Raw genomic sequence first — 26,273 nt, 5'->3', positions numbered from 1 at the left:
CGCCTCACGAGCAGGACCGCGCGCGTCCCCAACGCCGTGACGGTGGCCGACTATTACGAACCCGGGACCGAGCCGATCGCCGGTGGGGTCGGTGCCCCGCCGGTCACCACCGTGCCCAGCGTCTCCTGCCAGGCGCGCTGCCACAGCCCCGCCGCCTCGATCTTGCGCAGCCAGTCGTTGACGAACCGCTTGAACGTGTCGTCGTCGAGCTTGAGGCCGATGCCGTACGGCTCGCTGGTGAACGGCTGCCCGCTGATCTGCAGCTTCGAGTCCAGCTGAGCCTCGCCCGCCAGCACGGTCAGGTCGTGCACGTACGCGTCGCCCTTGCCCTGCTCCAGCGCCTGCACGCACTCCTCCGCCGTGCCGAACGTGGTGATCCGCGCGCCGGGAGCGCGCTGCTGGATCGCCGCCACGCTGGTCGTCCCCGCCACCGCGAGGACGTTCTTGCCGTTGAGGTCACCGGGGTCGTCGATGCCCGTGGTGCCCTTGAGGGTCGCGATCGCCTGCCCGGACAGCAGGTACGGCCCGGCGAACGCGACCCGCTGCGCCCGGTCCGCCGTGATCGTGTAGATCCGGATCACCGCGTCCACGGTGCCCGTTTTCAACATCGCTTCGCGCGTTTCCGGTGTGGTCGTCACGATGTTGACGTTCGGCTGACCGATGATGTATTTCGCGAGCATTTTTCCGAGTGTCGCGTCGAATCCGTCGGTGCTCCCGGTGATCGGATTCCGCTGCGACAGCAGGGGCAGGTTCTCGTCGCCGCCGACGATCAGCGTGCCGCGGGCCCGGATCGCCTGGGCGGTCGGGCTGGCCGCCAGGTCCGCCTCACCGGCCACCGGCGCCTCAGCGATCACACCGTGACCAGCCGAAACATCACCACCGGTGCTCGCGTTGTCGTCGCCGGTGCAGGCGACGCCCGTCGTGAGCAGCGCCACGGCGAGGCCGATCGAGGCCGCCGTACGGCGCGCAGCACGCACCCAACCTGCCATGAGGTGCTCCATCCAAGTCCCGTGACACCACGAAGAGACGATCGGTCCCGCCGTGCATGGTAATTGCCCGGGAATTGACGGAGGCTGACTCGGGCGTCGCTCTTTTCGTGATTTATTCCGCAGGCAGCCAGTCGTCGTCGGAGGCCACCACGGTCAGTTGCTGCGTCGCGCGGGTCAGCGCGACGTAGAGCACGCGGCGGCCGGTGAGCGACTCGGTGATCAGCTCGGTCGGCTCGACCAGCACGACGGCGTCGTACTCCAGGCCCTTGGCGTCCAGGCTGCCGACGACCTTGAGCCGCTCGTCCGCCTGCACCCACGTGCCGACCTCGGCGACCCGGTCCATGGCGCACACCACGCCGACCGTGCCCTCGACCGCGTCCAGCAGCTCCTTCGCCGCCGACTGCACCGCGCCCTCCACGCTGGCGGGCTCGACCAGCCGCACGTCCGGCTCGATCCCGGTGGTGCGCACCGCGCGCGGCAGCTCACCCTCGGCCGCGTGCCCGGCGACCACCCGCGCGGCCAGGTCGAAGATCTCCGCCGAGTTCCGGTAGTTGGTGCGCAGCGTGTACCGGCGGATCGGGGTGCGCGCGCCGAACACCTGCGTCCGGGCCTGCGCCGCCTCGTCCGGGTCCGGCCACGAGCTCTGCACCGGGTCGCCGACCACCGTCCAGCTGGCGTACTTGCCCCGCCGCCCGACCATCCGCCACTGCATCGGCGAGAGGTCCTGCGACTCGTCGACCACGATGTGCGAGTACTCGTCGTAGTGCTCCGGCCGGTGCGGCTTGCCCACCGACCCGCGCTCCGGCGGCGCCGCGTCCAGCTCGAGCTGCTGCACCCGGCGGCGGCGCTTGGGCGGCGGCCCGACCAGCACGCGCAGCTCGTCCAGCAGCGCCACGTCGGCGACCGTCCACTCGCGCTCGCGGTCGGCGAACGACGCCGCCAGCAGGTCGACCTCGTCCGGGGTCAGCACGCCCCGCGCGGCCTTGGTCAGGCGCTTGGGATCGCCCAGCCAGCGCAGGATCTCGCCCGGGTACAGCACCGGCCACCACACCACCAGGAAGCGGTGGAAGTCGATCCGCTCGCCCAGGTCGTGGATCAGCTCGGCGCGCTCGATGGTCCGGCCGTCGGCCCGGGCGTTCTCCTCGGCGCGGTCGGCCAGCGCCTCCAGCAGCGCCTCGGCCGCGCGCACCCGTGAGCGGTTCGGCGGGCCGCCGTGGCCGTGCACCTTGCGGCGGACCTTCTCCAGCTCCTTGCGGGTGAGCTTGAGGACCTCGCCCTTGTAGACGATCCGCATCTCGTCGGGCACGTCCGGCGGGGTGTCGCGCAGCGCCTTGAGCAGCACCTTGCGCATCCGCAGCGACCCCTTGATCGCGGCCAGCGGCGCCGGGTCCTGCCGGTCGGTCTCGATGCCGTCGAGCACCGCGCCCAGCGCGCGCAGCTCGACGTTCGTCTCGCCCATCGACGGCAGCACGCGCGAGATGTAGTTGGTGAACACCCCGGACGGGCCGACCACCAGCACGCCGGCCCCGCCGAGCTGGCGGCGGTAGCGGTAGAGCAGATAGGCCGCGCGGTGCAGCGCGACTGCGGTCTTGCCGGTGCCCGGGCCGCCGGTGATTTCCGTGACACCGCGCCACGGAGCGCGGATGACCTCGTCCTGTTCCTTCTGGATGGTGGCGACGATGTCGCGCATCTTGTCGCCGCGCGACCGGCCCAGCGCGGCCATCAGCGCGCCTTCGCCGACCACCTGCATGTCGTCGCCGACCGCGTCCGGGATCAGCACGTCGTCGTCCACGTCGAGCACGGTCTGGCCGGAGCAGCGGATGACGCGGCGGCGCACCACGTCCATCGGTTCCTCGGCGGTGGCCTGGTAGAACGCGGCGGCCGCGGGGGCGCGCCAGTCGGTGACCAGGTTGTCGAACTCGGCGTCGCGGATGCCCAGCCGTCCGACGTAGATCTTCTCCCCGCTGGTGTGGTCGAGGCGGCCGAAGACCAGGCCCTCGTACTCGGCGTCCAGGGTCTGCAGCGTCTGGGTCGCGTGGTGGACCATCATGTCGCGCTCGAACAGCATCGAGGCCTGCTCGAAAACGGCTTCGCGCTGGGCGCCGTGGCCGATCTCGTAGCCCTTGGCACGCATCGCCTCCGCCTGCGCCCGGAGTTCGGCGAGCCGGGTGTAGACGCGGTCCACGTGGTGTTGTTCGATGGCGATCTCGGCCCGTCTGACCCGAGGTTCCGACACGCAGCGCTCCTACAGCTCACTCGCCGGCAACAGGAAGATTGACTCTACGCGTGCCCCGCGCGCTGTTCACCGGGTCCTGGGCAAAACACCGCGCAGAACACAGCGCGATGATGGGGGTGTGACGAGGATCGTGGCCGGGGCGGCGAGCGGGCGGCGGCTCAAGGTGCCCGCGCAGGGCACGCGGCCGACCTCCGAGCGCGTGCGGGAGGCGTTGTTCAACGCGCTGGAGGCGGCGGGCGAGCTGACCGACGCGCGGGTCCTGGACCTCTACGCCGGGTCCGGCGCGCTCGGCCTGGAGGCGCTCTCCCGCGGCGCGGCGGAGGCGGTGTTCGTCGAGTCCGACCGGCGGGCCGTGCAGGTGCTCAAGGCCAACGTCAGCGCGCTCGGCCTGGGCGGTTCGGTGCGCTCCGGTCCGGTGGAGACGGTGCTGGCGCAGCCCGCCGACGAGCCGTTCCACCTCGTCCTGGCCGATCCGCCGTACTCGGTGACCGCGGACAAGATCGGCGCGGTGCTGTCCGCGCTGGCCGCCGGGGGCTGGATCGCCGGGAACGGGCTGGTGATCGTCGAACGCGCGCTGCGGGACGGCGAACCGGCGTGGCCGGCCGGGTTCGAACCGGTGCGCACCTCGCGCTACGGCGACACGGCGTTGTACTGGGCGGAGTACGTCACTTCACCGCGCCACGACGGGTAGAGCTTGATAGCGTCCGCGACATGCGGCGTGCGGTGTGTCCAGGCTCCTACGACCCGGTGACCAACGGCCACCTCGACATCATCGAACGGGCGGCGAAGCTGTTCGACGAGGTCGTGGTCGCGGTCATGATCAACAAGTCCAAGAAGGGCATGTTCTCCATCGAGGAGCGGCTGGAGATGCTGCGGGAGATCACCGCGCACCTGCCGAACGTGCGGGTGGACTCCTGGCACGGGCTGCTCGTGGAGTACTGCAAGCAGAACGGCATCGCGGCGATCGCCAAGGGCCTGCGCTCGGTCAGCGACTTCGACTACGAGCTGCAGATGGCGCAGATGAACCGCGAACTCTCCGGCGTGGAGACGCTGCTGATGTCCAACAACCCGGCCTACGGCTTCGTGTCCAGCTCGCTGGTCAAGGAGGTCGCCACCTACGGCGGCGACGTGAAGAACCTGGTGCCGGGCGTGGTGTTCGAACGGCTGACCGCGAAGCTCGCCGAACGCGCCTGATCGGGCGACGACTTTCGTCGGGACTTCGGGCGCGTTCACCTGTGGGCCTCCCGCGGGTAACGCGATCGAGTTACGGTCCGAAAATGACCAACATCGCGAAGTCCCGGGTGGCCGGCGTGCTGCTCGCGTTCGTCCTCACGTTGTTCACGGGTCTGGGCCTGGTCGCGCCCGCCCAGGCCACCACGCTCGCCGCGGAGTGCGGCGACACCTCCGGCTTCACCGTGGTCGCGTTGTCCTCGCTGCCCGCCGAGGCCACCGACACCTATGAGCTGATCCAGCAGGGCGGCCCGTACCCGTACGAGCAGGACGGCACGGTGTTCGGCAACCGCGAGGGGCTGCTGCCGGCCTGCGCGAGCGGCTACTACCACGAGTACACGGTGGAAACGCCGGGCAGCGACGACCGCGGCGCGCGGCGGATCGTCACCGGCTCCGCGGGGGAGTACTTCTACACCGCCGACCACTACGCGAGCTTCGACCTGGTCGATGTGAATTCCTGACGAGCGCAGCGGCACCGGGCGGACACGCCCGGTGTCCCGCCTCCCGCCCTTTGCGCCGCGAACCGGGCAGACTGGTGGTCAAGCCGGATGGGGAAAGGCCACCTAGGGAGTCGCTGTGTACCGGGTGTTCGAGGCGCTGGACGAACTCGTCACGATCGTGGAAGAGGCACGCGGGGTGCCGATGACATCCAGCTGCGTGGTCCCCCGCGGGGACGTCCTCGAACTGCTCGACGACGTGCGTGACGCGCTGCCCCGCGAGGTCGACGACGCGCAGGACGTGCTCGACCAGCGCGACGAGCTGATCAACAAGGCCCGCAACCAGGCCGAGACCACGGTCAACGACGCCAACGCCGAGGCCGAGCGGGTCACCTCCGAGGCCGCCGCGGAGGCCGAGCGCATGATCGCCGACGCGCAGGCGCGCGCCGAGCAGGTCATGGCCGACGCCCGCGCCGAGGCGGAGCGCATGATCGCCGCGGGCCAGGCCGAGTACCACAACCTGACCGAGCGGGCCCGCGCCGAGGCCGAGCGCATGATGCAGGCCGGCCGCGACGCCTACGAGCGCGCCGTCGAGGACGGCCGCCACGAGCAGTCCCGGCTGGTGTCCCAGACCGAGGTCGTGCAGGCCGCGCACGCCGAGTCCGCCCGGATCGTGGACGAGGCCCACGCCGAGGCCGACCGCCAGCGCGCCGACTGCGACGCCTACGTCGACGGCAAGCTCGCCGAGTTCTCCGAGCTGCTGTCCACCACGCTGCGCACGGTCGACTCCGGCCGCAACCACCTGCGAGCCCCGGCGAGCCTCGGCCAGCGCCCCACGCCCCTGTACGACTTCCAGCCCTGATCGCGGCGTAGAGTGGTGGGGTTGCCTTCCGCCCTCTACTCAACGGACCCATGTCTCAGCACAATGACTCTTCCGACGCCCGCAACCCGTGGGTCGTCGACACGCGCGAGCTGGGCCGCCGCGCCGGCCTGAGCCGCACCGTCCAGCGCACGGCGCCCACCGGCGTCGAGTGGGGCGTGCCCGACGTGATCGTGGTGCCCAAGGGCGCCGAGGTCGAGCTGGACCTGCTGCTCGAGTCGGTGGTCGAGGGCGTGCTGGTCAGCGGTTCCGCGGTCGCGCCGACGACCGGCGCCTGCTCGCGCTGCCTCGACCCGATCTCCGACGAGGTCGAGGTCGACCTGACCGAGCTGTTCGCCTACCCGGACTCGACCACGGACGAGACGACCGACGAAGACGAGGTCATGCGCCTGGTCGACGACCGGATCGACCTCGAACCGCTGGTCCGCGACGCCGTCGTACTGGCCCTGCCGCAGGTCCCGCTGTGCCGCGAGGACTGCCCCGGGCTGTGCCCCGAATGCGGCGGGAAGTGGGCCGATCTCGAGCCCGGACACGGGCATGAGACGATAGACCCTCGGTGGGCCGCGCTGGTCGAGCGTTTCGACGACTCGTCCTCGGGCGGGCCCGGCCGGCAAGCCTGACGGGCATCAGCTCGTAAGCATTGAGTAAGCACGCTCGCGCCCGCGTGAGCGAACCGTGGATGAGGAGATTCAGTCGTGGCCGTCCCGAAGCGGAAGATGTCGCGCTCCAACACGCGCCACCGTCGTGCGCAGTGGAAGGCGACGCCCGTGCAGCTGGTGCCCTGCCAGAACCGGGCCTGCCGGCAGCCGAAGCCGCAGCACGTGGCCTGCCCGACCTGCGGCCAGTACGACGGTCGTCAGGTCGTCGAGCCCGCCTGAGGTCGCTGACCAGGATGGGGGGCAGGTCGAGATCGGGAGGGCCGGCCGCCGACCCGAAACCGTTGCTCGAAGCGCTCGGCGTCGAACTCGACGCCGAGCTGCTCACGTTGGCGCTCACCCACCGCTCGTACGCGTACGAGAACGGTGGGTTGCCGCCGAACGAGCGGCTCGAGTTCCTCGGTGACGCCGTGCTCGGTCTGGTCGTCACCGACCACCTGTACCGCACGCACCCCGAGCTGCCGGAGGGGCAGCTCGCGAAGCTGCGGGCCAGCGTGGTCAACATGCACGCCCTGGCCGGGGTGGCGCGTGGGCTGGGCCCCGGCGGGCTCGGCGCGCACCTGCTGCTCGGCAAGGGCGAGGAGCTCACCGGGGGCCGGGACAAGGCGAGCATCCTCGCCGACGGGCTCGAGGCCGTGATCGGTGCGGCGTACCTGGCGCACGGCATCGACGCGGCGCGCGATCTGGTGCACCGGCTGTTCGACGCGCTGCTGGCGGAGGCGCCGCTGCGCGGGGCCGGGCTGGACTGGAAGACGAGCCTGCAGGAGCTGACCGCGTCGGCCGGGCTGGGCGTGCCGGAGTACAAGGTGGAGGACACCGGTCCGGACCACCGCAAGGAGTTCAGCGCCACGGTGCTGGTCGCCGGCCGCGATCTGGGCAACGGCTCGGGCACCACGAAGAAGGAAGCCGAGCAGAAGGCCGCCGAGACGGCCTGGCGAGCGCTTTCCGAGGAGCTCAAGCCGGAGGGCTCGGAGTAGTTCTCGTTCCGGAGCCGGGTCGCTGCCCTTGGTGCGGCGGCCCGGCTTCGTCGTTCCCGGCATATCCGGTGCCGGTTCGGTGTTCCACGTGGAGGATTCCCCGTCACCCTGTGTCGTCATGAGGCGACCCGGTCGGACGTCGGGAACTGTCGGTGGTCGTGGTTAGGGTGGTGGAATGCCGGAGCTTCCCGAAGTCGAGGTGGTGCGCCGCGGGCTGCAGGCCCACGTGGCGGGCCGCGGGATCGCGCGCGTCGAGGTGCTGCACCCGCGGGCGATCCGCCGTCACGAGCTGGGGCCGGACGACTTCACCGGCCGCCTGGCGGGGGCGCGCGTCGAGGCCGCGCGGCGCCGCGGCAAGTACCTGTGGCTGGAGCTGTCCGACAAGGAAGCGATCCTCGCGCACCTGGGCATGAGCGGCCAGATGCTCGTCCAGCCCGAGGGCGCCCCCGACGAGAAGCACCTGCGCGTCCGCATCCGCTTCGACGACGGCGGGCCCGAGCTGCGGTTCGTCGACCAGCGCACGTTCGGCGGTCTCGCACTGGCCGACCTGGTCGACTCCGACGGCACGCTGCTGCCCGCCCCGATCGCGCACATCGCCCGCGATCCGAGGGACCCGGCGTTCGACCCGGCCCAGGCGGTCAAGGCACTGCGCTCGCGCCGCACCGAGATCAAACGCGCCCTGCTCGACCAGACCCTGGTCTCCGGCGTCGGCAACATCTACGCCGACGAGGCGCTGTGGCGCGCCCGCCTGCACTGGGCCCGCCCCACCGAGAAGCTCACCCGCGCGCAGGGCGCGGCCGTTCTCGAAGCGGCCACCGAGGTGATGAACGAGGCCCTCCAGGCGGGCGGCACGTCGTTCGACGCGCTGTACGTCAACATCAACGGCCAGTCCGGCTACTTCGAGCGCTCGCTGAACGTCTACGGCCAGGGCGACCGCCCCTGCCGGCGCTGCGGGACGCCGATCCGCCGCGAGCCGTTCATGAACCGGTCGTCCTACTTCTGCCCGCGCTGCCAGCCCCGGCCGCGCCGCTCCCACTGACACGGAAGGCAGGGCACGTGGCCCAGGAAGAACTCGTGGTGCTGCTCGACGAGCGCTTCGACCCGATCGGCACCGCGCCCAAGCGCACGGTGCACGACGCGCACACCCCGCTGCACCTGGCGTTTTCGTGCTACGTCTTCGACCGGGACGGCCGCGTGCTGCTGACCCGCCGCGCGATCGGGAAGAAGACGTGGCCGGGCGTGTGGACCAATTCGTTCTGCGGCCACCCCGGTCCGGGCGAGGACATGGCGGAGGCCATCGGCCGGCGCGCGAAGCAGGAGCTGGGCCTGGAGGTCACCGGCCTGCGGAAGGTGCTGCCGGACTTCCGCTACACGGCGACGGACGCCGGAGGCGTGGTGGAGAACGAGTTCTGCCCGGTGTGGGTGGCCGAGGCGGCCGCCGACCCGCGACCGGAGCCGGACGAGGTGTGCGAGTGGCGGTGGTCGGCCTGGACCGACCTCGTGGAGAGCATGAGCCGCACGCCGTTCGTGTTCAGCCCGTGGTCGCAGCTGCAAGTGCCGCGGCTCGCGGAAACCCTTTCAGTGGGCGCAGGGCAGCGGTAACCGCCGGCCGCCCTGGCGCGATCCCCGGCCTCCGGGCGCACCGGCGCTGCCCAGCGCATGGCGGGCAGCGGCCCGACGCCGCTGTTCGTCCACGACAGGGGTGACGACTCGTCCACCTGGCTGGGCGTGCTCGCGTCGCTGACCAGGGACTGCGCGGTGATCGCGCCGGACCTGCTCGGCCACAGCGGCTCGGACAAGCCGTGCGCCGGCTACTCGGCGGCCTTGGGCACTTGCCCGGCGGCGGGATGGCCGTGTAGTTCGCCTACCAGTTCCCGGAACGGCGAGCGGCTGGTGCTTGTTCAGCTCCGGCGCCGTCGGATGGGCGCATCCGTTGCTGCGCCTTGCCGCGGCGCCGGGCGCGGACGTCGGCCCACCGCTGACCTGGACTACATCATCGGCAAGTAGTGCGGCTCGCGGAATCCATCAGCAGGCAGGTTTCCTGCGCGCGCACGGACAGTGGTGGATGTGCTCGGCCGCTGCTGCCACGGCCGCGGGCATCCCGACGATGCCGCGCGACACCCTCCACGACAACCCGCGCGCACCACGGACGTGCGCCGCCCGCGCGAGGGCCGTGCGCCCCTGGCCGGGATACCTCCAGCGGCAACTGACCGCATCAGGACATCGGCTTTGACGGCCCCCACCGGCATGCGGTTACCTCCCCCTGACCTCGGGAGGTGCGCGTGGCGGTGGTGGAAGCTCGGCGGCCGTGTTGATCGCCGTTGTCGTGCTGCTCCTGGTGTACCTGTTCGACGACGACCCGGGGACCTGAACTGCGCTGGCGTGCCGCCCATGGACGAGGTCGAGCTGCCCGCCAGGGAAGGGTTCCCGCGTTCACAATCGGCGACATCTCCTTCTTCGAGGTGCGCCAGAACGCCGAAGACTTCGCCGTCGCCGGTTCGAGACCGACTGGGCGCGGCTGCGGAGGGACACGGTGTGCGCGGACGTCCTGTCGCGCTCGTGAAAAAAGCCCCGAGCCGCAACCGGCTCGGGGCTTCTCCTCAGGTGACTCAGTTGAATACGTGCGCCCGCGCGGCGAGGTTCGCCAGCAGTTCGCGGCCCTTCTCGGCGTTGCGGGGCTGGCTCAGCACGTCGTAGCGGCGCGCCACCAGCTGCGTCTGCGACACGAAGTCACGGCGGCCACGAGTGGCGCCGTAGCTGATGGCCGCGAACACCATGCTGAACGCGACACCGGCGAGGAGACCGAACAGGATCGGCAGCAGCCCGGCGCCCGGCGTGAACATCGTCAGCAGCAGGCCGACGAAAACACCGAACCACGCGCCCGACATGGCCGCGCCACCGAGGACGCGCCCCCAGCTGAGCTTGCCGGCCACGCGCTCGACCAGCATCGGCTCGACTCCGACGATCGTGACGTCCGCCACGGGGAAGTCGTTGTCGGCGAGGTGGTCGACCGCCCGCTGGGCCTCTTCGTAGGACTCGTAGGACCCGATCGGCCAGCCGGTGGGCAGGGTCGGGAGCTGCGGGTTCGTCCGGGCGTTGGTGAAAGCGGTCTGCGTGAATGCTTGGGTCATCTGTCTCACCTCTCCTGACCTGTCCAACGCTCCCGCATACCCACTTGTGCCCTATGTCTGAACTTCACAGCGAATTTTCAGACTCGCAGCTCCGGCCGGTAGATGTCGAACCAGTGGTGCAGGTCCAGCAGCCGGTCCAGGCCGTGGCGCGTCAGCGAGTCCATCGTGGCCGGGTCCTGGCCCACCGCCTCGGTGACCCACTCGCGCGAGGCCAGCTCGAACACGGGGTCGCCGGGCGAGGCGAGCACCTCCTTCGCCTGCTGCTGCAACGCCTCCGCGTACCCCGGGTCCTGCGTGGACGGGTACGGGCTCTTCACCCGGTCCACAACGGACTGCGGCAGCACGTGCTTGGTCGCGTGCCGCAGCAGGCTCTTCTCCCGGCCGTCGAACGTCTTCAGCGACCACGGCGTGTTGTAGACGTACTCGACGAGCCGGTGGTCGCAGAACGGCACCCGCACCTCGAGCCCGACCGCCATCGACGCGCGGTCCTTGCGGTCCAGCAACGCCCGCACCATCCGGGTCAGGTGCAGGTGGCACACCTCCCGCATCCGGCGCTCCTCCGCGGAAACCCCGTCCAGGTGCTCGACCCGCGCCAGCGCGCTGCGGTACTGGTCCGCGGTGTAGCCCTCGAGATCCAGCGTGGACCGCACCTCCGCCCGCAGCAGCCCGCCGCGTTCGAGCGCGCCGGTGTTGAACGCCAGCCACGGGAAGGTGTCGGCGTTGCGCGCGGTCTCGTCGTGGAACCACCGGTACCCGCCGAACACCTCGTCGGCCGACTCGCCGGACAGCGCCACCGTCGACTCCGCCCGGATCGCCTTGAACAGCAGGTACAGCGAGGTGTCCATGTCGCCCATGCCGGCCGGGATGTCCCGCGCGGTCAGCACCGCCCGCCGCACCGCCGGGTCGGTCAGCGCCGCCGGGTCCAGCACGACGTCCTGGTGCGCCGACCCGACCAGCTTCGCCACGTCCCGGATGAACGGCGAGTCCGGCGTGTCGCGCATCTCGTCGGGCTTGAAGTTCTCCTCCTGACCCACGAAGTCCACCGAGAACGTGCGCAGCTGCTCGCCCTCCTCGCGCAGCCGCGCGGCCGCCAGCCCGGTGATCGCGCTGGAGTCCAGGCCGCCCGACAGCAGCACGCAGCGCGGCACGTCGGCGACCAGCTGCCGGTGCACGATGTCGGTCATCAGCTCGCGCACGCGGGCGACGGTCGTCTCCTGGTCGTCGGTGTGCTCGCGCGCCTCCAGCTTCCAGTACGTACGGGTGTGCACGCCATCGCGATCGACGCGGACGATCGTGCCCGGCTCCACTTCGGACATCCCGTGCCACAGCGACCAGCCCGGCTGCTTGGTGAAGGAGAACAGCTCGCGCAGCCCGTCGGCGTCCACGATCCGCTTCGCCAGCGGGTTCGCCAGGATCGCCTTCGGCTCGGAGCCGAACAGCACGCCGTCGCGGCTCGGGTAGTAGTAGAACGGCTTGATGCCCATCCGGTCGCGGATCATGACGAGCTTCTCGTCGCGCGCGTCCCAGATCGCGAAGGCGTACATGCCGTTGAGGCGGTCGGCGACCGACTCCCCCCACTCCAGGTAGCCGCGCAGCACGACCTCGGTGTCGCTGTCGGTGCGGAACGCGTGACCCTTGCCCTCCAGCTCACGCCGCAGCTCGGTGAAGTTGTAGGTCTCGCCGCTGTAGACCATGGCGACCTCGCCGGACGGGGTGCTCACCGACATCGGCTGCCGTCCGCCGGGCAGGTCGATGATCGCCAGCCGCCGGTGGCCGAGTGCGGCGTGCCGGGCGATCCAGGTCCCGGAGTCGTCCGGGCCACGGCAGGCCATGGTCCCGGTCATGGCGTCGAGCACCTCGCGCCGCTGGGTGAGGTCGGTCTCGAACGAGACCCAGCCGGTGATTCCGCACATGCGTACTACCCTCCCGATGCTTAGCAAGTACAACTATGCGTAACACCGTGGTAACACAACTCACCGGTAACTGTCTGCCCGATCTGACCGCTGTGACCGGATGGGTTTCACGCACTGTGGTCAGTCGCACACGCCTCTCAAAAACGCGTAAACGCGCCTGGCTGCCGCGTCAAGGCGCCGTCAGACCCGCCCGGCGACGGGACATCCCGAGCGCACGCTGTCACCGGAGCGGTCACCGATCGGGTGACCCGTGCTGGAAGGTGTGAAGTGGCGGATCTGCTGTACGCCGTGCTGCTGATCGCGGTGTTCGCGGTGCTGGCGCTGACGTTGCGCGGACTGGAGAAGCTGTGAGCGGCGCCGGGGTGGTGGCCAACGTCGTCGGCGGGGTGCTGGCGCTGGGCCTGATCGTCTACCTGTTCATCGCGCTCATCAAGCCGGAGAGGTTCTGACGCATGTCCGACCTCGTCTCCGGTCTGCTCACGGTCGCGATCCTCGTCGCCGCCCTGGCCCTGGTCTACAAGCCGCTGGGTGACTACATGGCGCGCGTGTTCACCAGCGAGCGGCACCTCAAGCTGGAACGCGGCCTGTACCGCGTGTTCCGGGTGGACCCGTCCTCCGAGCAGCGCTGGCCCACCTACGCGCTGGGCGTGCTCGGGTTCTCGCTGGTGTCCATCGTCTTCCTGTACCTGTTGCAGCGCCTGCAGTCGCTGCTGCCGCTGAGCCTCGGCCGCGGCGCGGTGGACCCGGGCGTCGCGTTCAACACGGCGGTCAGCTTCGTGACCAACACGAACTGGCAGTCCTACGTGCCCGAGACGACCATGGGCCACCTCGTCCAGATGGCCGGCCTGACGGTGCAGAACTTCCTCTCCGCCGCCGTCGGGTTGTCCGTCGCGATGGCGCTGGTCCGCGGGTTCACCCGGGCGAAGACCGACCGGCTCGGCAACTTCTGGGTCGACCTGACCCGCGGCACCGTGCGGATCCTGCTGCCGATGGCGGTCCTGTTCGCGATCGTGCTGGTCGCGCTCGGCGTCACGCAGAGCCTGCGGTCGGGGGTCACGGTCACCGGCCTGGACGGCACGCCGAGCACGATCTCGCTGGCGCCCACGGCGAGCCAGGAGGTCGTCAAGGAACTGGGCACCAACGGCGGCGGCATCTTCAACGCCAACTCCGCGCACCCGTTCGAGAACCCGAACGCCTGGACCAACCTGATCGAGATCTTCCTGCTGCTGGTCATCCCGGTGTCGCTGACGCGGACGTTCGGCAGGCTGGTCGGCAACCCCCGGCAGGGCTACGTCCTGCTGTCGGTGATGGGTCTGCTGTGGACGTTCGTGCTCGCCGTGACGTGGTGGGCCGAGGCGCACCCGAACGGGCCCGCCGCGCTGCTGGCCGGGGCGAACCTGGAGGGCAAGGAGCAGCGGTTCGGCATCGGCGCGTCGTCGCTGTTCGCCACCAGCACCACCGGCACCTCGACCGGCGCGGTGAACTCGATGCACGACAGCTACAGCGGTCTCGGCGGCGGGATGACGTTGCTGCACATGCTGTTCAGCGAGGTCTCGCCCGGCGGGGTCGGCACCGGTCTGTACGGCATCCTGGTGATGGCGATCATCGCGATGTTCCTGGCCGGCCTGATGGTCGGGCGCACGCCGGAGTACCTGGGCAAGAAGCTCGGCCGGCGCGAGGTGACCGCGGCCGCGATCGCGATGCTGGCGATGCCCACGGTCGTGCTGCTGGGCACCGGTGCGGCCCTGCTCATGCCGGGCACCGCGGGCGCGCTGGGCAACAGCGGCGCGCACGGCCTGTCCGAGGTGCTCTACGCCTACACCTCGACCGGCAACAACAACGGCAGCGCGTTCGCCGGCATCACGGTGACGAACGACTGGTTCCAGTCGTCGCTGTCGGTGGCGATGCTGATCGGGCGGTACGTGCCGATCATCGCGGTCCTGTGCCTGGCCGGTTCGCTGGCCACGCAGCGGAAGGTGCCGGAGACCGCGGGCACCCTGCCGACGACCGGGCCGCTGTTCGGCTCCGTGCTCGCCGGAACCATCCTTCTCGTCGCGGCGCTGACGTTCGTCCCGGCGCTCGCGCTCGGTCCCATCGCGGAGGCCATGGCATGACCATCACCCAGGAACGGCCCGTCGAAACACCGGCTCGCGTCGGCGCGGGCGTGTTCAACGGACGGCAGCTGCTGACCTCGCTGCCCGACGCGCTGCGCAAGCTCGACCCGCGGCACCAGGTCCGCAACCCGGTCATGTTCGTGGGGTGGGCAGGCTCGGTCCTCACCACGGTCTTCGCGATCACCGACCCGAGCGTGTTCACGATCCTGATCGCGGTGTGGCTGTGGTTCACGGTCGTGTTCGCGAACCTGGCCGAGGCCGTCGCCGAAGGGCGGGGCAAGGCGCAGGCGGAGTCGTTGCGCCGCACCAAGAAGGAGACCGTCGCCCGGCGGATCACCCCGGACGGCGAGGAGCACGTGCCGGGCGCCGAGCTGCGGGTCGGCGATCTGGTGGTCGTCGAGGCGGGGGAGACCATTCCGGGCGACGGGGACGTGGTCGAGGGCATCGCGACGGTCGACGAATCGGCCATCACCGGCGAGTCGGCGCCGGTGATCCGCGAGTCCGGTGGCGACCGCTCGGCCGTCACCGGAGGCACGACCGTGCTCAGCGACCGGATCGTCGTGCGCATCACCACCAAGCCCGGCGAGTCCTTCGTGGACCGCATGATCTCGCTGGTCGAGGGCGCCTCCCGGCAGAAGACGCCGAACGAGGTCGCCCTGACGATCCTGCTGTCCACGCTGACGATCATCTTCCTGCTCGCCGTCGTCGCGCTGCAGCCGATGGCCGCCTACTCCGGCAGCGAGCAGTCGGTGATCGTGCTGACCGCGCTGCTGGTGTGCCTGATCCCGACGACGATCGGGGCGCTGCTGTCGGCGATCGGCATCGCCGGGATGGACCGGCTGGTGCAGCGCAACGTGCTCGCCACGTCCGGCCGCGCGGTCGAGGCCGCCGGGGACGTGTCGACGCTGCTGCTGGACAAGACCGGCACCATCACCTTCGGCAACCGGCGGGCGACCGAGCTCATCCCGGTCGGCGGGACGGCTCCGGAACAGCTGGCCGAGGCCGCGCGGCTGTCCAGCCTCGCCGACGGCACGCCGGAGGGCCGCAGCGTCGTCGAGCTGACCGAGGGCACAGCGGTTCCCGGGGGCGGCGAGTTCGTCCCGTTCACCGCGCAGACCCGGATGAGCGGCGTAGACCTGCCCGGCCGCCAGGTGCGCAAGGGCGCGGCCGCCGCGGTCCGCGACTGGGTGCGCGAGCACGGCGGCCACTTCCCGGACGAGACCGAGCGGGTCGTGGACGAGATCAGCGAACAGGGCGGCACCCCGCTGGTGGTCGCCGAGCTGACCGGGGGACGGGCGGTCGTGCGCGGTGTGATCCGGCTGTCCGACGTGGTCAAGCCGGGCATGCGGGAGCGCTTCGCCGAGCTGCGCCGGATGGGCATCAAGACGGTGATGATCACCGGCGACAACGCGCGCACCGCGAAGGCCATCGCCACGGACGCCGGGGTCGACGACTACCTCGCCGAGGCCAAGCCCGAGGACAAGATGGCCCTGATCCAGAAGGAGCAGGAGGGCGGACGGCTGGTCGCGATGACCGGCGACGGCACCAACGACGCCCCGGCGCTGGCCGCATCGGACGTCGGGGTCGCGATGAACACCGGGACGTCGGCCGCGAAGGAGGCCGGCAACATGGTCGACCTCGACTCCGATCCGACGAAGCTCATCGAGATCGTGGAGATCGGCAAGCAGCTGCTGATCACCCGCGGCGCGTTGACCACCTTCAGCATCGCCAACGACCTGGCGAAGTACTTCGCGATCCTGCCCGCCATGTTCGTGGCGATCTTCCCGCAGCTGGCCGCGCTGAACATCCTGCACCTGGCGACCCCGCGGTCGGCGATCCTGTCCGCGGTGATCTTCAACGCGCTGATCATCGTGGCGCTGATCCCGCTGGCGCTGCGTGGTGTGCGGTACCAGCCCTCCAGCGCGTCGGCGCTGCTGCGGCGAAATCTGTTGATCTACGGGGTCGGCGGCATCGTGACGCCGTTCCTCGGCATCTGGCTCGTGGACCTGGTGGTCCGTTTCATCCCTGGGATCGGGTAGTGATGATCAGAACTCTGGTGAAGCAGACCGGCGCGGGCCTGCGGGTGCTGCTGGTGTTCACGGTGCTGCTGGGGGTGGTCTACACGCTCGGCGTGTGGGCGGTGTCCCGTGTTCCCGGGCTGCACGACAACGCCGAGGGGTCGCTGGTGACGGTGAACGGGCAGGTCGTGGGCTCGTCGCTGATCGGGATCGACCCGGTCGCGGCGGACCCGGCGCACGACCCGTACTTCCACACCCGGCCCTCGGCGACCGGCGACCCGTCGGTGTCCGGCGGTTCGAACAAGGGCGGGTTCGACTCCGATCTGGTCGCGGCGGTCGAGGAGCGCAAGGCGGCCGTCGCGCAGCGCGAGGGCGTCTCGCGGGACGCGGTGCCCGCCGACGCGGTGACGGCCTCGGGCTCGGGACTCGACCCCACGATCAGCGTGGCCTACGCCGAGCTGCAGGTGCCGCGGGTGGCGCGCAACACCGGGCTGACCGAGGAGCGGGTGCGGCAACTGGTGGAGGCGAACACGACCGGGCACGGCATCGGCGTACCCGGGGTGAACGTGCTGCGGCTCAACCTCGCGGTCGGCCAGGCAGGAGCACACTGAACAGGTGGAACCGGACAAGGAGCCGCCGCGCCGCGGGGAGCTGCGCATCTACCTCGGCGCGGCGCCCGGCGTGGGCAAGACCTACGCCATGCTGGGCGAGGCGCGGCGGCGCCTCGACCGCGGCACCGACGTGGTCGCCGGCCTGGTCGAGACCCACGGCCGGGCCAAGACCGCGGCGCTGCTGGAGGGCATCGAGACGGTGCCGCGGCGGCGGATGACCTACCGCGGGCGGGACTTCACCGAGCTGGACGTGGACGCGGTGCTCGCCCGCGCCCCCGAGGTGGCCATTGTGGACGAGCTGGCGCACACCAACGTGCCCGGCTCCCGCAACGAGAAGCGCTGGCAGGACATCGAGGAGCTGCTCGACGCCGGGATCGACGTGCTGTCCACGGTGAACGTGCAGCACCTGGAGAGCCTGAGCGACGTCGTCGAGCGCATCACCGGCGTCGCCCAGCAGGAGACCGTGCCCGACGACGTCGTGCGCCGGGCCGAACAGGTGGAGCTGGTCGACATCACGCCCCAGGCGCTGCGGCGGCGGCTCGCGCACGGCAACGTCTACCCGGCCGAGCGGATCGACGCGGCGCTGGGCAACTACTTCCGCACCGGCAACCTCACCGCCCTGCGCGAGCTGGCGCTGCTGTGGGTGGCCGACCAGGTGGACGTCGCGTTGCAGCGCTACCGCGCCGAGCAGCGGATCACCGACACGTGGGAGACGCGGGAGCGGGTGGTCGTCGCGATCACCGGCGGGCCGGAGAGCGAGACGCTGATCCGGCGCGGCAGCCGGATCGCCACCCGGGCCGGGGCGGAGCTGCTGGTGCTGCACGTCCTGCGCGGCGACGGGCTGTCGCCGCTCGGGCACGTCGAGACCGGCCGGTACCGCAAGCTCACCGACCAGCTCGGCGGCACGTTCCACACGGTCGTCGGCGACGACGTGCCGACCGCGCTGCTGGACTTCGCCCGCGGCGTCAACGCGACCCAGCTCGTGCTCGGCACCTCCCGGCGGTCGCGGATCGCGCGGCTGTTCGACGAGGGCATCGGCGCGACCGTGGTGCAGGAATCCGGACAGATCGACGTGCACATGGTCACCCACGACGAGGCGGGCGGGCGGCTGCGGTCGTGGCTGGGCCGGCGCAGCCCGCTGGTGCCGTCGCGGCTGCTGATCGGCTGGGTGCTGGCGTTCCTCGCGCCCGCGCTGGCGACGCTGACCGGGGTGCTGCTGCGGCGGGAGCTGGACTTCTCCACCGACGTGGTCGACTACTTCCTCGCCACGGTGGTGGTCGCGCTGGTCGGCGGCCTGGGTCCGGCGCTGGTGGCGGCGCTGCTGTCGGCCGGGCTGCTGAACTTCTTCTTCACCGAACCGCTCTACACGCTGACCGTGCACGCGCAGAGCAACGTGATCACGCTGGTGGCGATGGTCCTGGTCGGGGTGCTGGTCGCGCTGGTCGTGGACCGGGCGGCGCGGCGGGCCACCCAGGCGGCGCAGGCCCGCACCGAGGCGGCGTTGCTGGCCTCCTACGCGCGGACGGTCCTGACGAGCGCCGAGCCGTTGCCGCGCTTGCTGGAGAAGGTGCGCGAGAACTTCGGCATGGATTGCGTGGTGCTGCTGGAAAAGCGCGGCGGCAAGTGGCAGGTGGTCGAGCACGCCGGCGTCAACCCGTGCGGGAAGCCGGACGAGGCCGATGTGGACATCCCGGTCACCGCGGACGTGCACCTGACCCTGCGCGGCCGGGCGTTGCCGGCGGCCGACCGGCGGGCACTGGAGGCCGCGGCGGGCCAGGCTTTGCTCGCCTTGCGGCAGCAGCGGATGGCCGCGGCGCAGGCCGAAGCCGAGCGCCAGGCCGAGGCGACCCAGCTGCGCACGGCGTTGCTGTCCGCGCTGGGCCACGACCTGCGCACGCCGCTGACCTCGATCAAGGCCGCGATCGGCAGCCTGCGGGCGCAGGACATCGACCTGTCGCCGGAGGACACCGAGGAGCTGCTGGAGGCGGCGGAGGAGTCCACCGACCGGCTCGCGCGCCTGGTGAACAACCTGCTCGACTCGTCGCGGCTGGCGGCCGGGGCGGTGCGCACGCACCTGCGGCCGGTCGGCTACGACGAGGTGGTGGCGCACGCGCTGTCGAATGTGGACGGTTCGGAGTCGGTGGCGGTCGAGGTGGACGAGCGGCTGCCCGCGGTGATGGCCGATCCGGGGCTGCTGGAGCGGGTGATCGCGAACGTGCTGGACAACGCGTTGCGGCACGGCGGGGCGCCGGTGGCGGTGCGGGGGTCGGCGTACGCGGAGTGGGTCGAGCTGCGGATCGTCGACCACGGGCGCGGGTTGAAGAAGGGCATGGCGGAGGCCGCGTTCGCGCCGTTCCAGAGGCTCGGGGACCGGGACGCGACGCCCGGGGTGGGGCTCGGGTTGTCCGTCGCGAAAGGATTCACCGAGGCCATGGGCGGCGCGATCCGGGCGGAGGACACACCCGGCGGCGGGCTCACGGTGGTGGTGGCGCTCAAGGCGTGCCAGGCTCCCGACGTGGTGCCGGTGGTGCTGAAGGAGGTGGCTCCGTGACCGAGCAGACCGGCACGGTCCTGGTGGTCGACGACGAGCCGCAGATCGTGCGCGCGCTGCGGATCAACCTGACCGCGCGCGGGTACAAGGTCGTGACGGCGCACGACGGGGCCGCGGCGTTGCGGGCGGTGGCCGAGACGAAACCGGACGTCGTGGTGCTGGACCTGGGGTTGCCGGACATCGACGGCACCGACGTGATCACCGGGCTGCGCGGGTGGACCACGGTGCCGATCATCGTGTTGTCCGCCCGCGGTGAGTCGCCGGACAAGGTCAAGGCGCTGGACCTGGGCGCGGACGACTACGTGACGAAGCCGTTCGGGATGGACGAGCTGCTGGCCCGGCTGCGCGCCGCCCTGCGGCGGTCGGCGGTGCCGTCGGCCGAGGGTGAGGCGGTGATCGAGACGGAGTCGTTCACGCTGGACCTGCTGGCGAAGAAGGTGCACCGCGATGGCGTCGAGGTGCACCTGACGAAGACCGAGTGGGGCGTGCTGGAGCTGCTGGTGCGCAACCGGGGCCGGCTGGTGGCGCAGAAGCAGCTGCTGCGCGAGGTGTGGGGCCCGGGTTATGAGAACGAGTCGCACTACCTGCGCGTCTACCTGGCCCAGCTGCGCCGCAAACTGGAGCGCGAGCCGTCGCGGCCGCGGCACCTGATCACCGAACCCGGGATGGGCTACCGCTTCGAAGCGTGAGTCGCCGTCGCGTGACGGCGGGTGTCAACATCGGGCGACTCCCGGCCAGGGGCGGAATCCGGGCGGCGCCCGATGTGCCGGCCCGCTCCGCGCGGCAGCCTCGACGGCATGCTCAAGGGATGGCGGCACGCGGCCGTCTGGCTGCACATCATCACGTCCGTCGGCTGGATGGCCGAGGCGCTCACGTTGTTCGTGCTCATGCTGATCGGCTCGGGCGGGGACCCCGGCCGCCGGGCGAGCGCGATGTCCATGGCCCACGCGATCGACCTGCACCTGCTCGCCCCGCTGGCGAACGCGTCGGCGTTCACCGGGTTCCTGCTCGCGGCGGCGACGCCGTGGGGGTTCTTCCGGCACTGGTGGGTGTTCGGCAAGTTCACCATCACCGTGGTGCAGTTCAACGTCGCCATCATCGTGCTGTCCCCGGCACTGGCCGACGCGGAACGGGCCGCGCTCGCTGGAGAGCCCCCACCCGGCGCACTCGTCGGCGGCACGGTGCTCATGGCGAGCGCGATCGCCTTCCAGGCCTGGCTTTCCGTGGCGAAACCCTGGAAACGCACGCCGTGGGCCGCCGCCGGGAAGCCGCGGACCGGTCCGGTGTGGGTGTTCGTGGCCGCGGTGTGCGCGCCGGTCGCCGACGCCGGGATCGGCCTGGTGCTGGGCTTTCCGTTGCCGCTGCTGTCGCTGGTCGCGGTCGTGGTCCGGCTGGTGAGCCGGCGCCGGTCAGGTGGTCGGGTTCGAGCTGTCGCTGCCGCTTGACGTCGAGCTGTCGTCGGTCGGAGTGCTCGGCGGCGCGGTGTTGCTGGTCGGCGTGGTCGGATCCGTGGTCGGCGAAGTCGTGTCCGGCGTGCTGGTGGGTGTGCTGCTCGACGTTGGGTTCGGCGTGGTCCGCGTCGCGGGGATGTCGTTGCGCGGGGGAGTGGTCGTGGTGCCCGGGGGCAGCGTGGTGCCGGGCGGGATGACCGTGCCGGGCGGCAGCGGGGTGCCCGGCGGCAGCACGATCGGCGCCTCGTTCGAGCCCTCGGCCGGCAGCAGCGTCACGACCTGCGTCCCGTCCGGGTTCGTCGTCACCACGGCCGTCCGGCTGCCCGCGGGGATCGCGACGCCGTCGACGGTCACCGGCGTCTGCCCGGGAGCCGCGTCACCGGGGATGAGCTGCGCTCCGGAAGTCGAGTTGGTGCCGCCGGGCACCGCGACCTTCGGCGAGTCGCCCGGCGCGATGATCGAGGCGAGCCCCCCGAACGCGGTGGCGAGCACGACACCGCTGACCGCGAGCAGCACGTAGCCGCTGCGCTGGCTGCGCGTGGCGGAGTCGCGCGGCGGGGACACCTCGGTCCGACGACCCATGTGGGCCATTTGTCGCTCCTTGAACTGGCGGGGAAACCGGCTTGAGCACATCCGGGCGAGTGAGCCCGAATGGTGGCGCCTGCCGGGGAGATTAGCACCAAGAGTGAACGCCGATCTGTCCAGGAGCACCGGGATGATCACCCTCCGCAGTCGGAAAGCTTCCGGCAGGATAAGAGACGTGACGGGTGAAAAGGACGCCGTCCGGCTCACGGCGTGGGTCAGCGGACGGGTGCAGGGAGTGGGTTTCCGCTGGTGGACCCGATGCCGGGCGCTGGAACTGGGCCTGGTCGGCAGTGCGCGCAACCTCGACGACGGGCGTGTTCGGGTGTTGGCGGAGGGTAGCGAAGACCACTGTCAGCAGCTACTCGATCTCCTCCGCTCAACATCGTCACCCGGTCGTGTGGATCAAGTGGTCGAGCACTGGTCGCCGGCGAAGGGTGGGCTGACGGGCTTCGTGGAGGAGTGACACCTGGGACTGGGGAGGCGCCTGGGGCTGGCGGGGACAACACGCCCACGGCCATGACCGGGACCGGCATCCGCCCCGGATAGACTTCCTGGATCACTCAGGCGTTGAAGGGTCCCGCCACGTGCATCTCAAGAGCTTGACGCTGAAGGGCTTCAAGTCCTTCGCCTCGGCTACCACCCTGCGGTTCGAACCGGGCATCACCTGCGTCGTCGGCCCGAACGGGTCGGGGAAGTCGAACGTGCTCGACGCGCTGCGCTGGGTGATGGGCACGCAGGGCGCGAAGGACCTGCGCGGCGGCAAGATGGAGGACGTCATCTTCGCCGGCACCTCCGGCCGCGCCCCGCTGGGCCGCGCCGAGGTCACCCTGACCATCGACAACGCCGACGGCGCGCTGCCGATCGAATACAGCGAGGTGTCGATCACCCGCCGGATGTTCCGCGACGGCGCCAGCGAGTACGAGATCAACGGCAGCTCGTGCCGTCTGCTGGACATCCAGGAGCTGCTGTCGGACTCCGGCATCGGCCGCGAGATGCACGTCATCGTCGGCCAGGGCCAGCTCGCGCAGATCCTGGAGTCGAAGCCGGAGGAGCGCCGCGCCTTCATCGAGGAGGCCGCGGGTGTGCTCAAGCACCGCAAGCGCAAGGAAAAGGCGCTGCGCAAGCTCACCGCGATGCAGGCGAACCTGGACCGCCTCAACGACCTCACCGCGGAGCTGCGCCGCCAGCTCAAGCCGCTGGGCAAGCAGGCCGAGATCGCCCGCAAGGCGCAGTCCGTGCAGGCCGAGCTGCGGGACGCGCGCCTGCGACTGCTGGCCGACGACCTGGTCACGCAGCGCGCCGCGATCGCGCGCGAGGAGGCGGACGAGAACGCCGCCCGCGCCCGCCGCGCCGAGGTGGAGCAGGCCCTCGAGCTCGCCGGCGCCGAGGAGGCCCAGCTCGAGGCGATGGTCGCGGAGGACGCGCCGCGCCTCAACGCCGCGCAGGACACCTGGTTCAAGCTGTCCGCGCTGGGCGAGCGGCTGCGCGGGACCGTGCGGCTGGCCGTGGAGCGGCAGCGGCACCTGTCCGCCGAGGTCGACACCGCGACCGGCGGCCGGGATCCGGAGGAGCTGCTGGCCGAGGCCGAGCAGGTCGCCGAGCGCGAGGCCGAGCTGAACGAGGCGGTCATGATCGCCCGCGAGACGCTCGCCGAGGCCGTGCTGCGCCGCGAAGAGCTGGAGCACGAGGTCCAGGCCGCGGAGAAGGCGCACATGGCCGCCGTGCGGGCGATCGCCGACCGGCGCGAGGGCCTGGCGAAGCTCACCGGCCAGGTCGAGGCGCTGCGCAGCAAGAACAGCGCGACCTCCGACGAGATCGACCGCCTCACCGCGGCCATCGACGAGTCCGCCGCGCGGGCCGAGCTGGCCGTGGAGGAGCTGGAGGAGGCGCGGGCCGAGGGCGGCGTCGAGGAGTCCGACGACGCCGACCTGCAGGACCGGCACGACCGCGCGGTCCAGGCCAACCAGGCCGCGAAGGCGCGCGTCGAGGAGCTGGTCAAGGCCGAGCGGCAGGCCGAGCGCGAGATCGCGTCGGAGAAGGCGCGGGTGGACGCGCTGTCGATGGGCCTGCGGCGCAAGGACGGCGCCGGCGAGCTGCTCGGCGCGGGCGACCGGCTGCCCGGGCTGCTCGGATCGGTCGCCGCGTTGCTGTCGGTGGAGACCGGCTACGAGGTCGCGCTCGCCGCGGCGCTTGGCCCGGTCGCCGACGCGGTGGCGGTGCAGGGCGGCGACGAGGCGATCGCCGCGCTGAAGTTCCTGAAGGACAACGACTCCGGCCGAGCCGGGGTGCTGCTCGGCGGCGCTCCGTACACAGTGGACACCTCGGGCTGGCCGTCGCTGCCGGACGGCGCGCGCTGGGCCCGGGACGTGGTCACCGCGCCGGAGCCGCTGCGGCCCGCGGTGGAGCGCGCGCTGGACCGGATCGCGGTGGTGGACACCCTGGAGGCGGCGCGGCAGCTGGTCGCGGCGCACCCAGAGGTCAGCGCGGTGACGGCCGAGGGCGACGTCTTCGGCTCGCACTGGGCGGTCGGTGGCTCGGGTCGCAGCGAAAGCGTCATCGAGGTGCAGGCCGCGGTCGACGAGGCGCGGGACCGGCTGATGGCGGCGGAGCGTCGCCTGGAGCAGACGGCCGCTGAGCTGGAGGGCGCCCGCGCGGAGCAGCAGGCCCGGCGCGACGAGGTGGCCCAGGCGAAGGAAGCGCTTTCCGAGGCGAAGGTCCGCAAGGCCCGGTCGTCGGAGCGGCTGAACCGGCTGCAGCAGGCCGCGCGGTCGGCCGAGGCCGAGGTGACGCGGCTGCGGGACCAGCGCGCGAAGGTCGAGGCCAGCCGCGAGCAGGCGCTGGCCAGCCTGGCGGAGCTGGAGGAGCGGCTGGCGGCGGTCGCCGAGCAGCCGGTGGACGAGGACCCGGACACCAGCGCCCGCGACGAGGCCGCGGAACGGCTGGCGGCGGTGCGCCAGGAGGAGGTCGAGTCGCGGCTGGCGCTGCGCACCTCCGAGGAGCGGGCCCGCAGCATCGCCGGCCGCGCCGATTCGCTGCGCCGGGCCGCGCACGCGGAGCGCGCGGCGCGGGAGCGGGCTGAGAAGGCGCGGGCGGCGCGGGCTCGTGGCGCGGCGATCGCGGCTGCCGTGGTCGACGCCGGTGAGCTGGCACTGGAGCGGATCGAGCTGTCGGTGCAGCGGGCGGCCGCCGAGCGCGACGAGGCGCAGGCGGTGCGACAGCAGCGCGAGGCGGCGCTGGCCCAGGTGCGCAACCGGGTCCGCGAGCTGACCCACGAGCTGGAGAAGCTGACCGACGCGGTGCACCGGGACGAGGTGTTGCGCGCCGAACAGCGGCTGCGGCTGGAGCAGCTGGAGACGAAGATCGCCGAGGACTTCGGCATCGGCCTGGAGGACCTGGTCGCCGAGTACGGGCCGGACGTGCCGGTGCCGCCGAGCGCGCAGGAGATGGCCGAGTACGAGGAGGCCAAGGCGAACGGCGAGCAGGTCAGCGCCCCGCCGGCCATCCCGTACGACCGGAGCACCCAGGAGCGGCGGGCCAAGCGGGCCGAGCGCGACCTCGCGACGCTGGGCAAAGTCAACCCGCTGGCGCTGGAGGAGTTCGCCGCGCTGGAGGAACGGTACAAGTTCCTGTCCACCCAGCTGGAAGACCTGAAGGCGACGCGCAAGGATCTGCTGACGGTCATCAAGGAAGTGGACGACAAGATCCTCGAGGTCTTCACCTCGGCGTACTACGATGTCGCCCGTGAGTTCGAGACGGTGTTCTCGGTGCTCTTCCCCGGCGGCGAGGGCCGGATGGTGCTGACCGAGCCGGACGACATGCTCGCGACCGGTGTGGACGTCGAGGCGCGCCCGCCGGGCAAGAAGGTGAAGCGCCTGTCGCTGCTGTCCGGTGGGGAGAAGTCGCTGGTCGCGGTGGCGATGCTGGTGGCGATCTTCCGCGCGCGCCCGTCGCCGTTCTACGTGATGGACGAGGTCGAGGCGGCGCTCGATGACACCAACATGCGGAGGCTGATCGGCCTGCTGGAGCAGCTGCGCGAGTCCAGCCAGCTGATCATCATCACGCACCAGAAGCCGACCATGGAGATCGCCGACGCGCTCTACGGAGTCAGCATGCAGGGCGACGGCATCACGAAGGTGATCAGCCAGCGCCTGCGCCAGGAGGCGTAGGCAAGGCACACCAGCAAACCGCCGCCCGGCAACGTAACGAAACCGACTACGCCCCAGACCTCCCCCGCCCCCGATCCACAGCCGATCTTTGGTCGCCGATCAGGGTTGTCAAGGTACTCTTTCCCGCCTTGACAACCCTGCTCGGCGACCGAAACACAATCAAGGAGCGGGGGCGGGGGAGGTCGCCCAAGGTGACCTTTAGGCGCCGTGAGGCGCCCCCTGGCCGAAGGCCAGGGAAAAAGATCAAAAGATGTCCTCGCCGGACGGGCAGGCTCCGGGATGGCCACCCAGCTCCGCTTTGGTTCAGGGACCGCGCTGGGCGACTTCC

The 26,273-nt window shown here is 71.3% G+C and carries 23 protein-coding genes; 18 read left to right on the top strand and 5 right to left on the bottom strand.

Translation table 11 applies throughout. The annotated features are described in order from the left end of the window. Positions 1-53 precede the first annotated feature (53 nt). Both IE290_RS27090 and IE290_RS27085 read right to left on the bottom strand, forming a co-directional pair. Positions 54-989 (bottom strand): glutamate ABC transporter substrate-binding protein, encoded by a 936-nt coding sequence (locus IE290_RS27090; RefSeq protein WP_191247534.1) that lies wholly within the window; start codon positions 987-989, stop codon positions 54-56. 112 nt (positions 990-1,101) lie between these two features. Next, complete coding sequence (locus tag IE290_RS27085; RefSeq protein WP_191247533.1) at positions 1,102-3,225, bottom strand: HelD family protein; 2,124 nt, start codon at positions 3,223-3,225, stop codon at positions 1,102-1,104. Positions 3,226-3,343: 118 nt separating this feature from the next. Between IE290_RS27085 and rsmD the strand changes: the two genes are divergently transcribed. The 9 genes from rsmD to idi all read left to right on the top strand — a co-directional run bounded on the left by rsmD (position 3,344) and on the right by idi (position 9,007). Continuing rightward, on the top strand, positions 3,344-3,916 hold the full coding sequence (gene rsmD, locus IE290_RS27080; RefSeq protein ID WP_191247532.1) for a 16S rRNA (guanine(966)-N(2))-methyltransferase RsmD: 573 nt from the start codon (positions 3,344-3,346) through the stop codon (positions 3,914-3,916). 20 nt (positions 3,917-3,936) lie between these two features. Beyond that, the gene (gene coaD, locus IE290_RS27075) at positions 3,937-4,419 is read left to right on the top strand and encodes a pantetheine-phosphate adenylyltransferase (protein ID WP_094007353.1); all 483 of its coding nucleotides are present in this window, start codon (positions 3,937-3,939) and stop codon (positions 4,417-4,419) included. Positions 4,420-4,502: 83 nt separating this feature from the next. Then, positions 4,503-4,916, top strand: coding sequence for a guanyl-specific ribonuclease (locus tag IE290_RS27070; RefSeq protein WP_191247531.1), 414 nt, complete (start codon positions 4,503-4,505; stop codon positions 4,914-4,916). Between the two features lie 115 nt (positions 4,917-5,031). Further along, positions 5,032-5,754, top strand: a complete 723-nt coding sequence (locus IE290_RS27065; protein WP_191247530.1) for an SPFH domain-containing protein — start codon at positions 5,032-5,034, stop codon at positions 5,752-5,754. Between the two features lie 50 nt (positions 5,755-5,804). Continuing rightward, positions 5,805-6,392 carry a YceD family protein gene (locus IE290_RS27060; protein ID WP_191247529.1) on the top strand — a complete coding sequence of 196 codons (588 nt, stop codon included), beginning with the start codon at positions 5,805-5,807 and terminating at the stop codon, positions 6,390-6,392. A gap of 75 nt (positions 6,393-6,467) precedes the next feature. Continuing rightward, positions 6,468-6,650, top strand: coding sequence for a 50S ribosomal protein L32 (rpmF, locus tag IE290_RS27055; protein ID WP_017987516.1), 183 nt, complete (start codon positions 6,468-6,470; stop codon positions 6,648-6,650). A 14-nt stretch (positions 6,651-6,664) separates the two neighbouring features. Beyond that, the gene (gene rnc, locus IE290_RS27050) at positions 6,665-7,405 is read left to right on the top strand and encodes a ribonuclease III (protein ID WP_094007348.1); all 741 of its coding nucleotides are present in this window, start codon (positions 6,665-6,667) and stop codon (positions 7,403-7,405) included. A gap of 175 nt (positions 7,406-7,580) precedes the next feature. After that, entirely contained in the window at positions 7,581-8,444 is an 864-nt protein-coding gene (mutM, locus tag IE290_RS27045) for a bifunctional DNA-formamidopyrimidine glycosylase/DNA-(apurinic or apyrimidinic site) lyase (RefSeq protein ID WP_191247528.1), read from the top strand. Between the two features lie 17 nt (positions 8,445-8,461). After that, positions 8,462-9,007 (top strand): isopentenyl-diphosphate Delta-isomerase, encoded by a 546-nt coding sequence (gene idi / locus IE290_RS27040; RefSeq protein ID WP_191247527.1) that lies wholly within the window; start codon positions 8,462-8,464, stop codon positions 9,005-9,007. Between the two features lie 1,007 nt (positions 9,008-10,014). On the opposite strand, the gene IE290_RS27035 is transcribed toward idi, so the two are convergent. Then, positions 10,015-10,536, bottom strand: a complete 522-nt coding sequence (locus IE290_RS27035) for a YflT domain-containing protein (RefSeq protein WP_191247526.1) — start codon at positions 10,534-10,536, stop codon at positions 10,015-10,017. Positions 10,537-10,613: 77 nt separating this feature from the next. Next, positions 10,614-12,449 carry an asparagine synthase (glutamine-hydrolyzing) gene (gene asnB / locus IE290_RS27030; RefSeq protein WP_191247525.1) on the bottom strand — a complete coding sequence of 612 codons (1,836 nt, stop codon included), beginning with the start codon at positions 12,447-12,449 and terminating at the stop codon, positions 10,614-10,616. A 347-nt stretch (positions 12,450-12,796) separates the two neighbouring features. On the opposite strand from asnB, the gene kdpF reads away from it, so the two are divergent. The 7 genes from kdpF to IE290_RS26995 all read left to right on the top strand — a co-directional run bounded on the left by kdpF (position 12,797) and on the right by IE290_RS26995 (position 21,188). Next, complete coding sequence (gene kdpF, locus IE290_RS27025) at positions 12,797-12,898, top strand: K(+)-transporting ATPase subunit F (RefSeq protein WP_191247524.1); 102 nt, start codon at positions 12,797-12,799, stop codon at positions 12,896-12,898. A 3-nt stretch (positions 12,899-12,901) separates the two neighbouring features. Further along, a complete protein-coding gene (kdpA, locus tag IE290_RS27020; RefSeq protein WP_191247523.1) occupies positions 12,902-14,563 on the top strand; it encodes a potassium-transporting ATPase subunit KdpA in 1,662 nt (553 codons plus the stop codon). Next, positions 14,560-16,602: a potassium-transporting ATPase subunit KdpB gene (gene kdpB / locus IE290_RS27015; protein ID WP_191247522.1), complete on the top strand. Its 2,043-nt coding sequence runs from the start codon at positions 14,560-14,562 to the stop codon at positions 16,600-16,602. The genes kdpA and kdpB overlap by 4 nt, the downstream gene beginning before the upstream one ends. A 2-nt stretch (positions 16,603-16,604) precedes the next feature. Next, complete coding sequence (locus tag IE290_RS27010) at positions 16,605-17,192, top strand: potassium-transporting ATPase subunit C (RefSeq protein ID WP_191247521.1); 588 nt, start codon at positions 16,605-16,607, stop codon at positions 17,190-17,192. Between the two features lie 4 nt (positions 17,193-17,196). After that, complete coding sequence (locus tag IE290_RS27005; RefSeq protein ID WP_191247520.1) at positions 17,197-19,743, top strand: DUF4118 domain-containing protein; 2,547 nt, start codon at positions 17,197-17,199, stop codon at positions 19,741-19,743. Continuing rightward, positions 19,740-20,432 carry a response regulator gene (locus tag IE290_RS27000; RefSeq protein ID WP_191247519.1) on the top strand — a complete coding sequence of 231 codons (693 nt, stop codon included), beginning with the start codon at positions 19,740-19,742 and terminating at the stop codon, positions 20,430-20,432. The genes IE290_RS27005 and IE290_RS27000 overlap by 4 nt, the downstream gene beginning before the upstream one ends. 108 nt (positions 20,433-20,540) lie before the next feature. Beyond that, positions 20,541-21,188, top strand: a complete 648-nt coding sequence (locus IE290_RS26995) for a hypothetical protein (protein WP_191247518.1) — start codon at positions 20,541-20,543, stop codon at positions 21,186-21,188. Here the strand turns inward: IE290_RS26995 and IE290_RS26990 are convergent. After that, the gene (locus IE290_RS26990; protein WP_191247517.1) at positions 21,153-21,785 is read right to left on the bottom strand and encodes a hypothetical protein; all 633 of its coding nucleotides are present in this window, start codon (positions 21,783-21,785) and stop codon (positions 21,153-21,155) included. The genes IE290_RS26995 and IE290_RS26990 overlap by 36 nt on opposite strands. A 124-nt stretch (positions 21,786-21,909) precedes the next feature. On the opposite strand from IE290_RS26990, the gene IE290_RS26985 reads away from it, so the two are divergent. Then, positions 21,910-22,242 (top strand): acylphosphatase, encoded by a 333-nt coding sequence (locus IE290_RS26985; RefSeq protein ID WP_191247516.1) that lies wholly within the window; start codon positions 21,910-21,912, stop codon positions 22,240-22,242. 121 nt (positions 22,243-22,363) lie between these two features. Continuing rightward, entirely contained in the window at positions 22,364-25,945 is a 3,582-nt protein-coding gene (gene smc, locus IE290_RS26980; protein WP_191247515.1) for a chromosome segregation protein SMC, read from the top strand. The last annotated feature ends 328 nt before the right edge of the window (positions 25,946-26,273 follow it).

The sequence above is a fragment of the Amycolatopsis deserti genome, assembly GCF_014653945.1.
In the GTDB taxonomy this organism is placed as follows: Bacteria; Actinomycetota; Actinomycetes; order Mycobacteriales; family Pseudonocardiaceae; genus Amycolatopsis_E; species Amycolatopsis_E deserti.
The sequence above is the reverse complement of the archived record's forward strand: the minus strand, read 5'-3'. Positions and strand labels throughout refer to the sequence as shown.

Excerpts from the sequence above, each read along its gene's own strand:
- asnB (WP_191247525.1), bottom strand. The coding sequence starts at position 12,449 with ATGTGCGGAATCACCGGCTGGGTCTCGTTCGAGACCGACCTCACCCAG.
- IE290_RS26995 (WP_191247518.1), top strand. The coding sequence starts at position 20,541 with ATGCTCAAGGGATGGCGGCACGCGGCCGTCTGGCTGCACATCATCACG.
- IE290_RS27090 (WP_191247534.1), bottom strand. The coding sequence starts at position 989 with ATGGCAGGTTGGGTGCGTGCTGCGCGCCGTACGGCGGCCTCGATCGGC.
- IE290_RS27060 (WP_191247529.1), top strand. The coding sequence starts at position 5,805 with ATGTCTCAGCACAATGACTCTTCCGACGCCCGCAACCCGTGGGTCGTC.
- coaD (WP_094007353.1), top strand. The coding sequence starts at position 3,937 with ATGCGGCGTGCGGTGTGTCCAGGCTCCTACGACCCGGTGACCAACGGC.
- IE290_RS26985 (WP_191247516.1), top strand. The coding sequence starts at position 21,910 with ATGATCACCCTCCGCAGTCGGAAAGCTTCCGGCAGGATAAGAGACGTG.
- kdpB (WP_191247522.1), top strand. The coding sequence starts at position 14,560 with ATGACCATCACCCAGGAACGGCCCGTCGAAACACCGGCTCGCGTCGGC.
- IE290_RS27070 (WP_191247531.1), top strand. The coding sequence starts at position 4,503 with ATGACCAACATCGCGAAGTCCCGGGTGGCCGGCGTGCTGCTCGCGTTC.
- IE290_RS26990 (WP_191247517.1), bottom strand. The coding sequence starts at position 21,785 with ATGGCCCACATGGGTCGTCGGACCGAGGTGTCCCCGCCGCGCGACTCC.
- IE290_RS27035 (WP_191247526.1), bottom strand. The coding sequence starts at position 10,536 with ATGACCCAAGCATTCACGCAGACCGCTTTCACCAACGCCCGGACGAAC.
- mutM (WP_191247528.1), top strand. The coding sequence starts at position 7,581 with ATGCCGGAGCTTCCCGAAGTCGAGGTGGTGCGCCGCGGGCTGCAGGCC.
- rnc (WP_094007348.1), top strand. The coding sequence starts at position 6,665 with ATGGGGGGCAGGTCGAGATCGGGAGGGCCGGCCGCCGACCCGAAACCG.
- kdpA (WP_191247523.1), top strand. The coding sequence starts at position 12,902 with ATGTCCGACCTCGTCTCCGGTCTGCTCACGGTCGCGATCCTCGTCGCC.
- IE290_RS27010 (WP_191247521.1), top strand. The coding sequence starts at position 16,605 with ATGATCAGAACTCTGGTGAAGCAGACCGGCGCGGGCCTGCGGGTGCTG.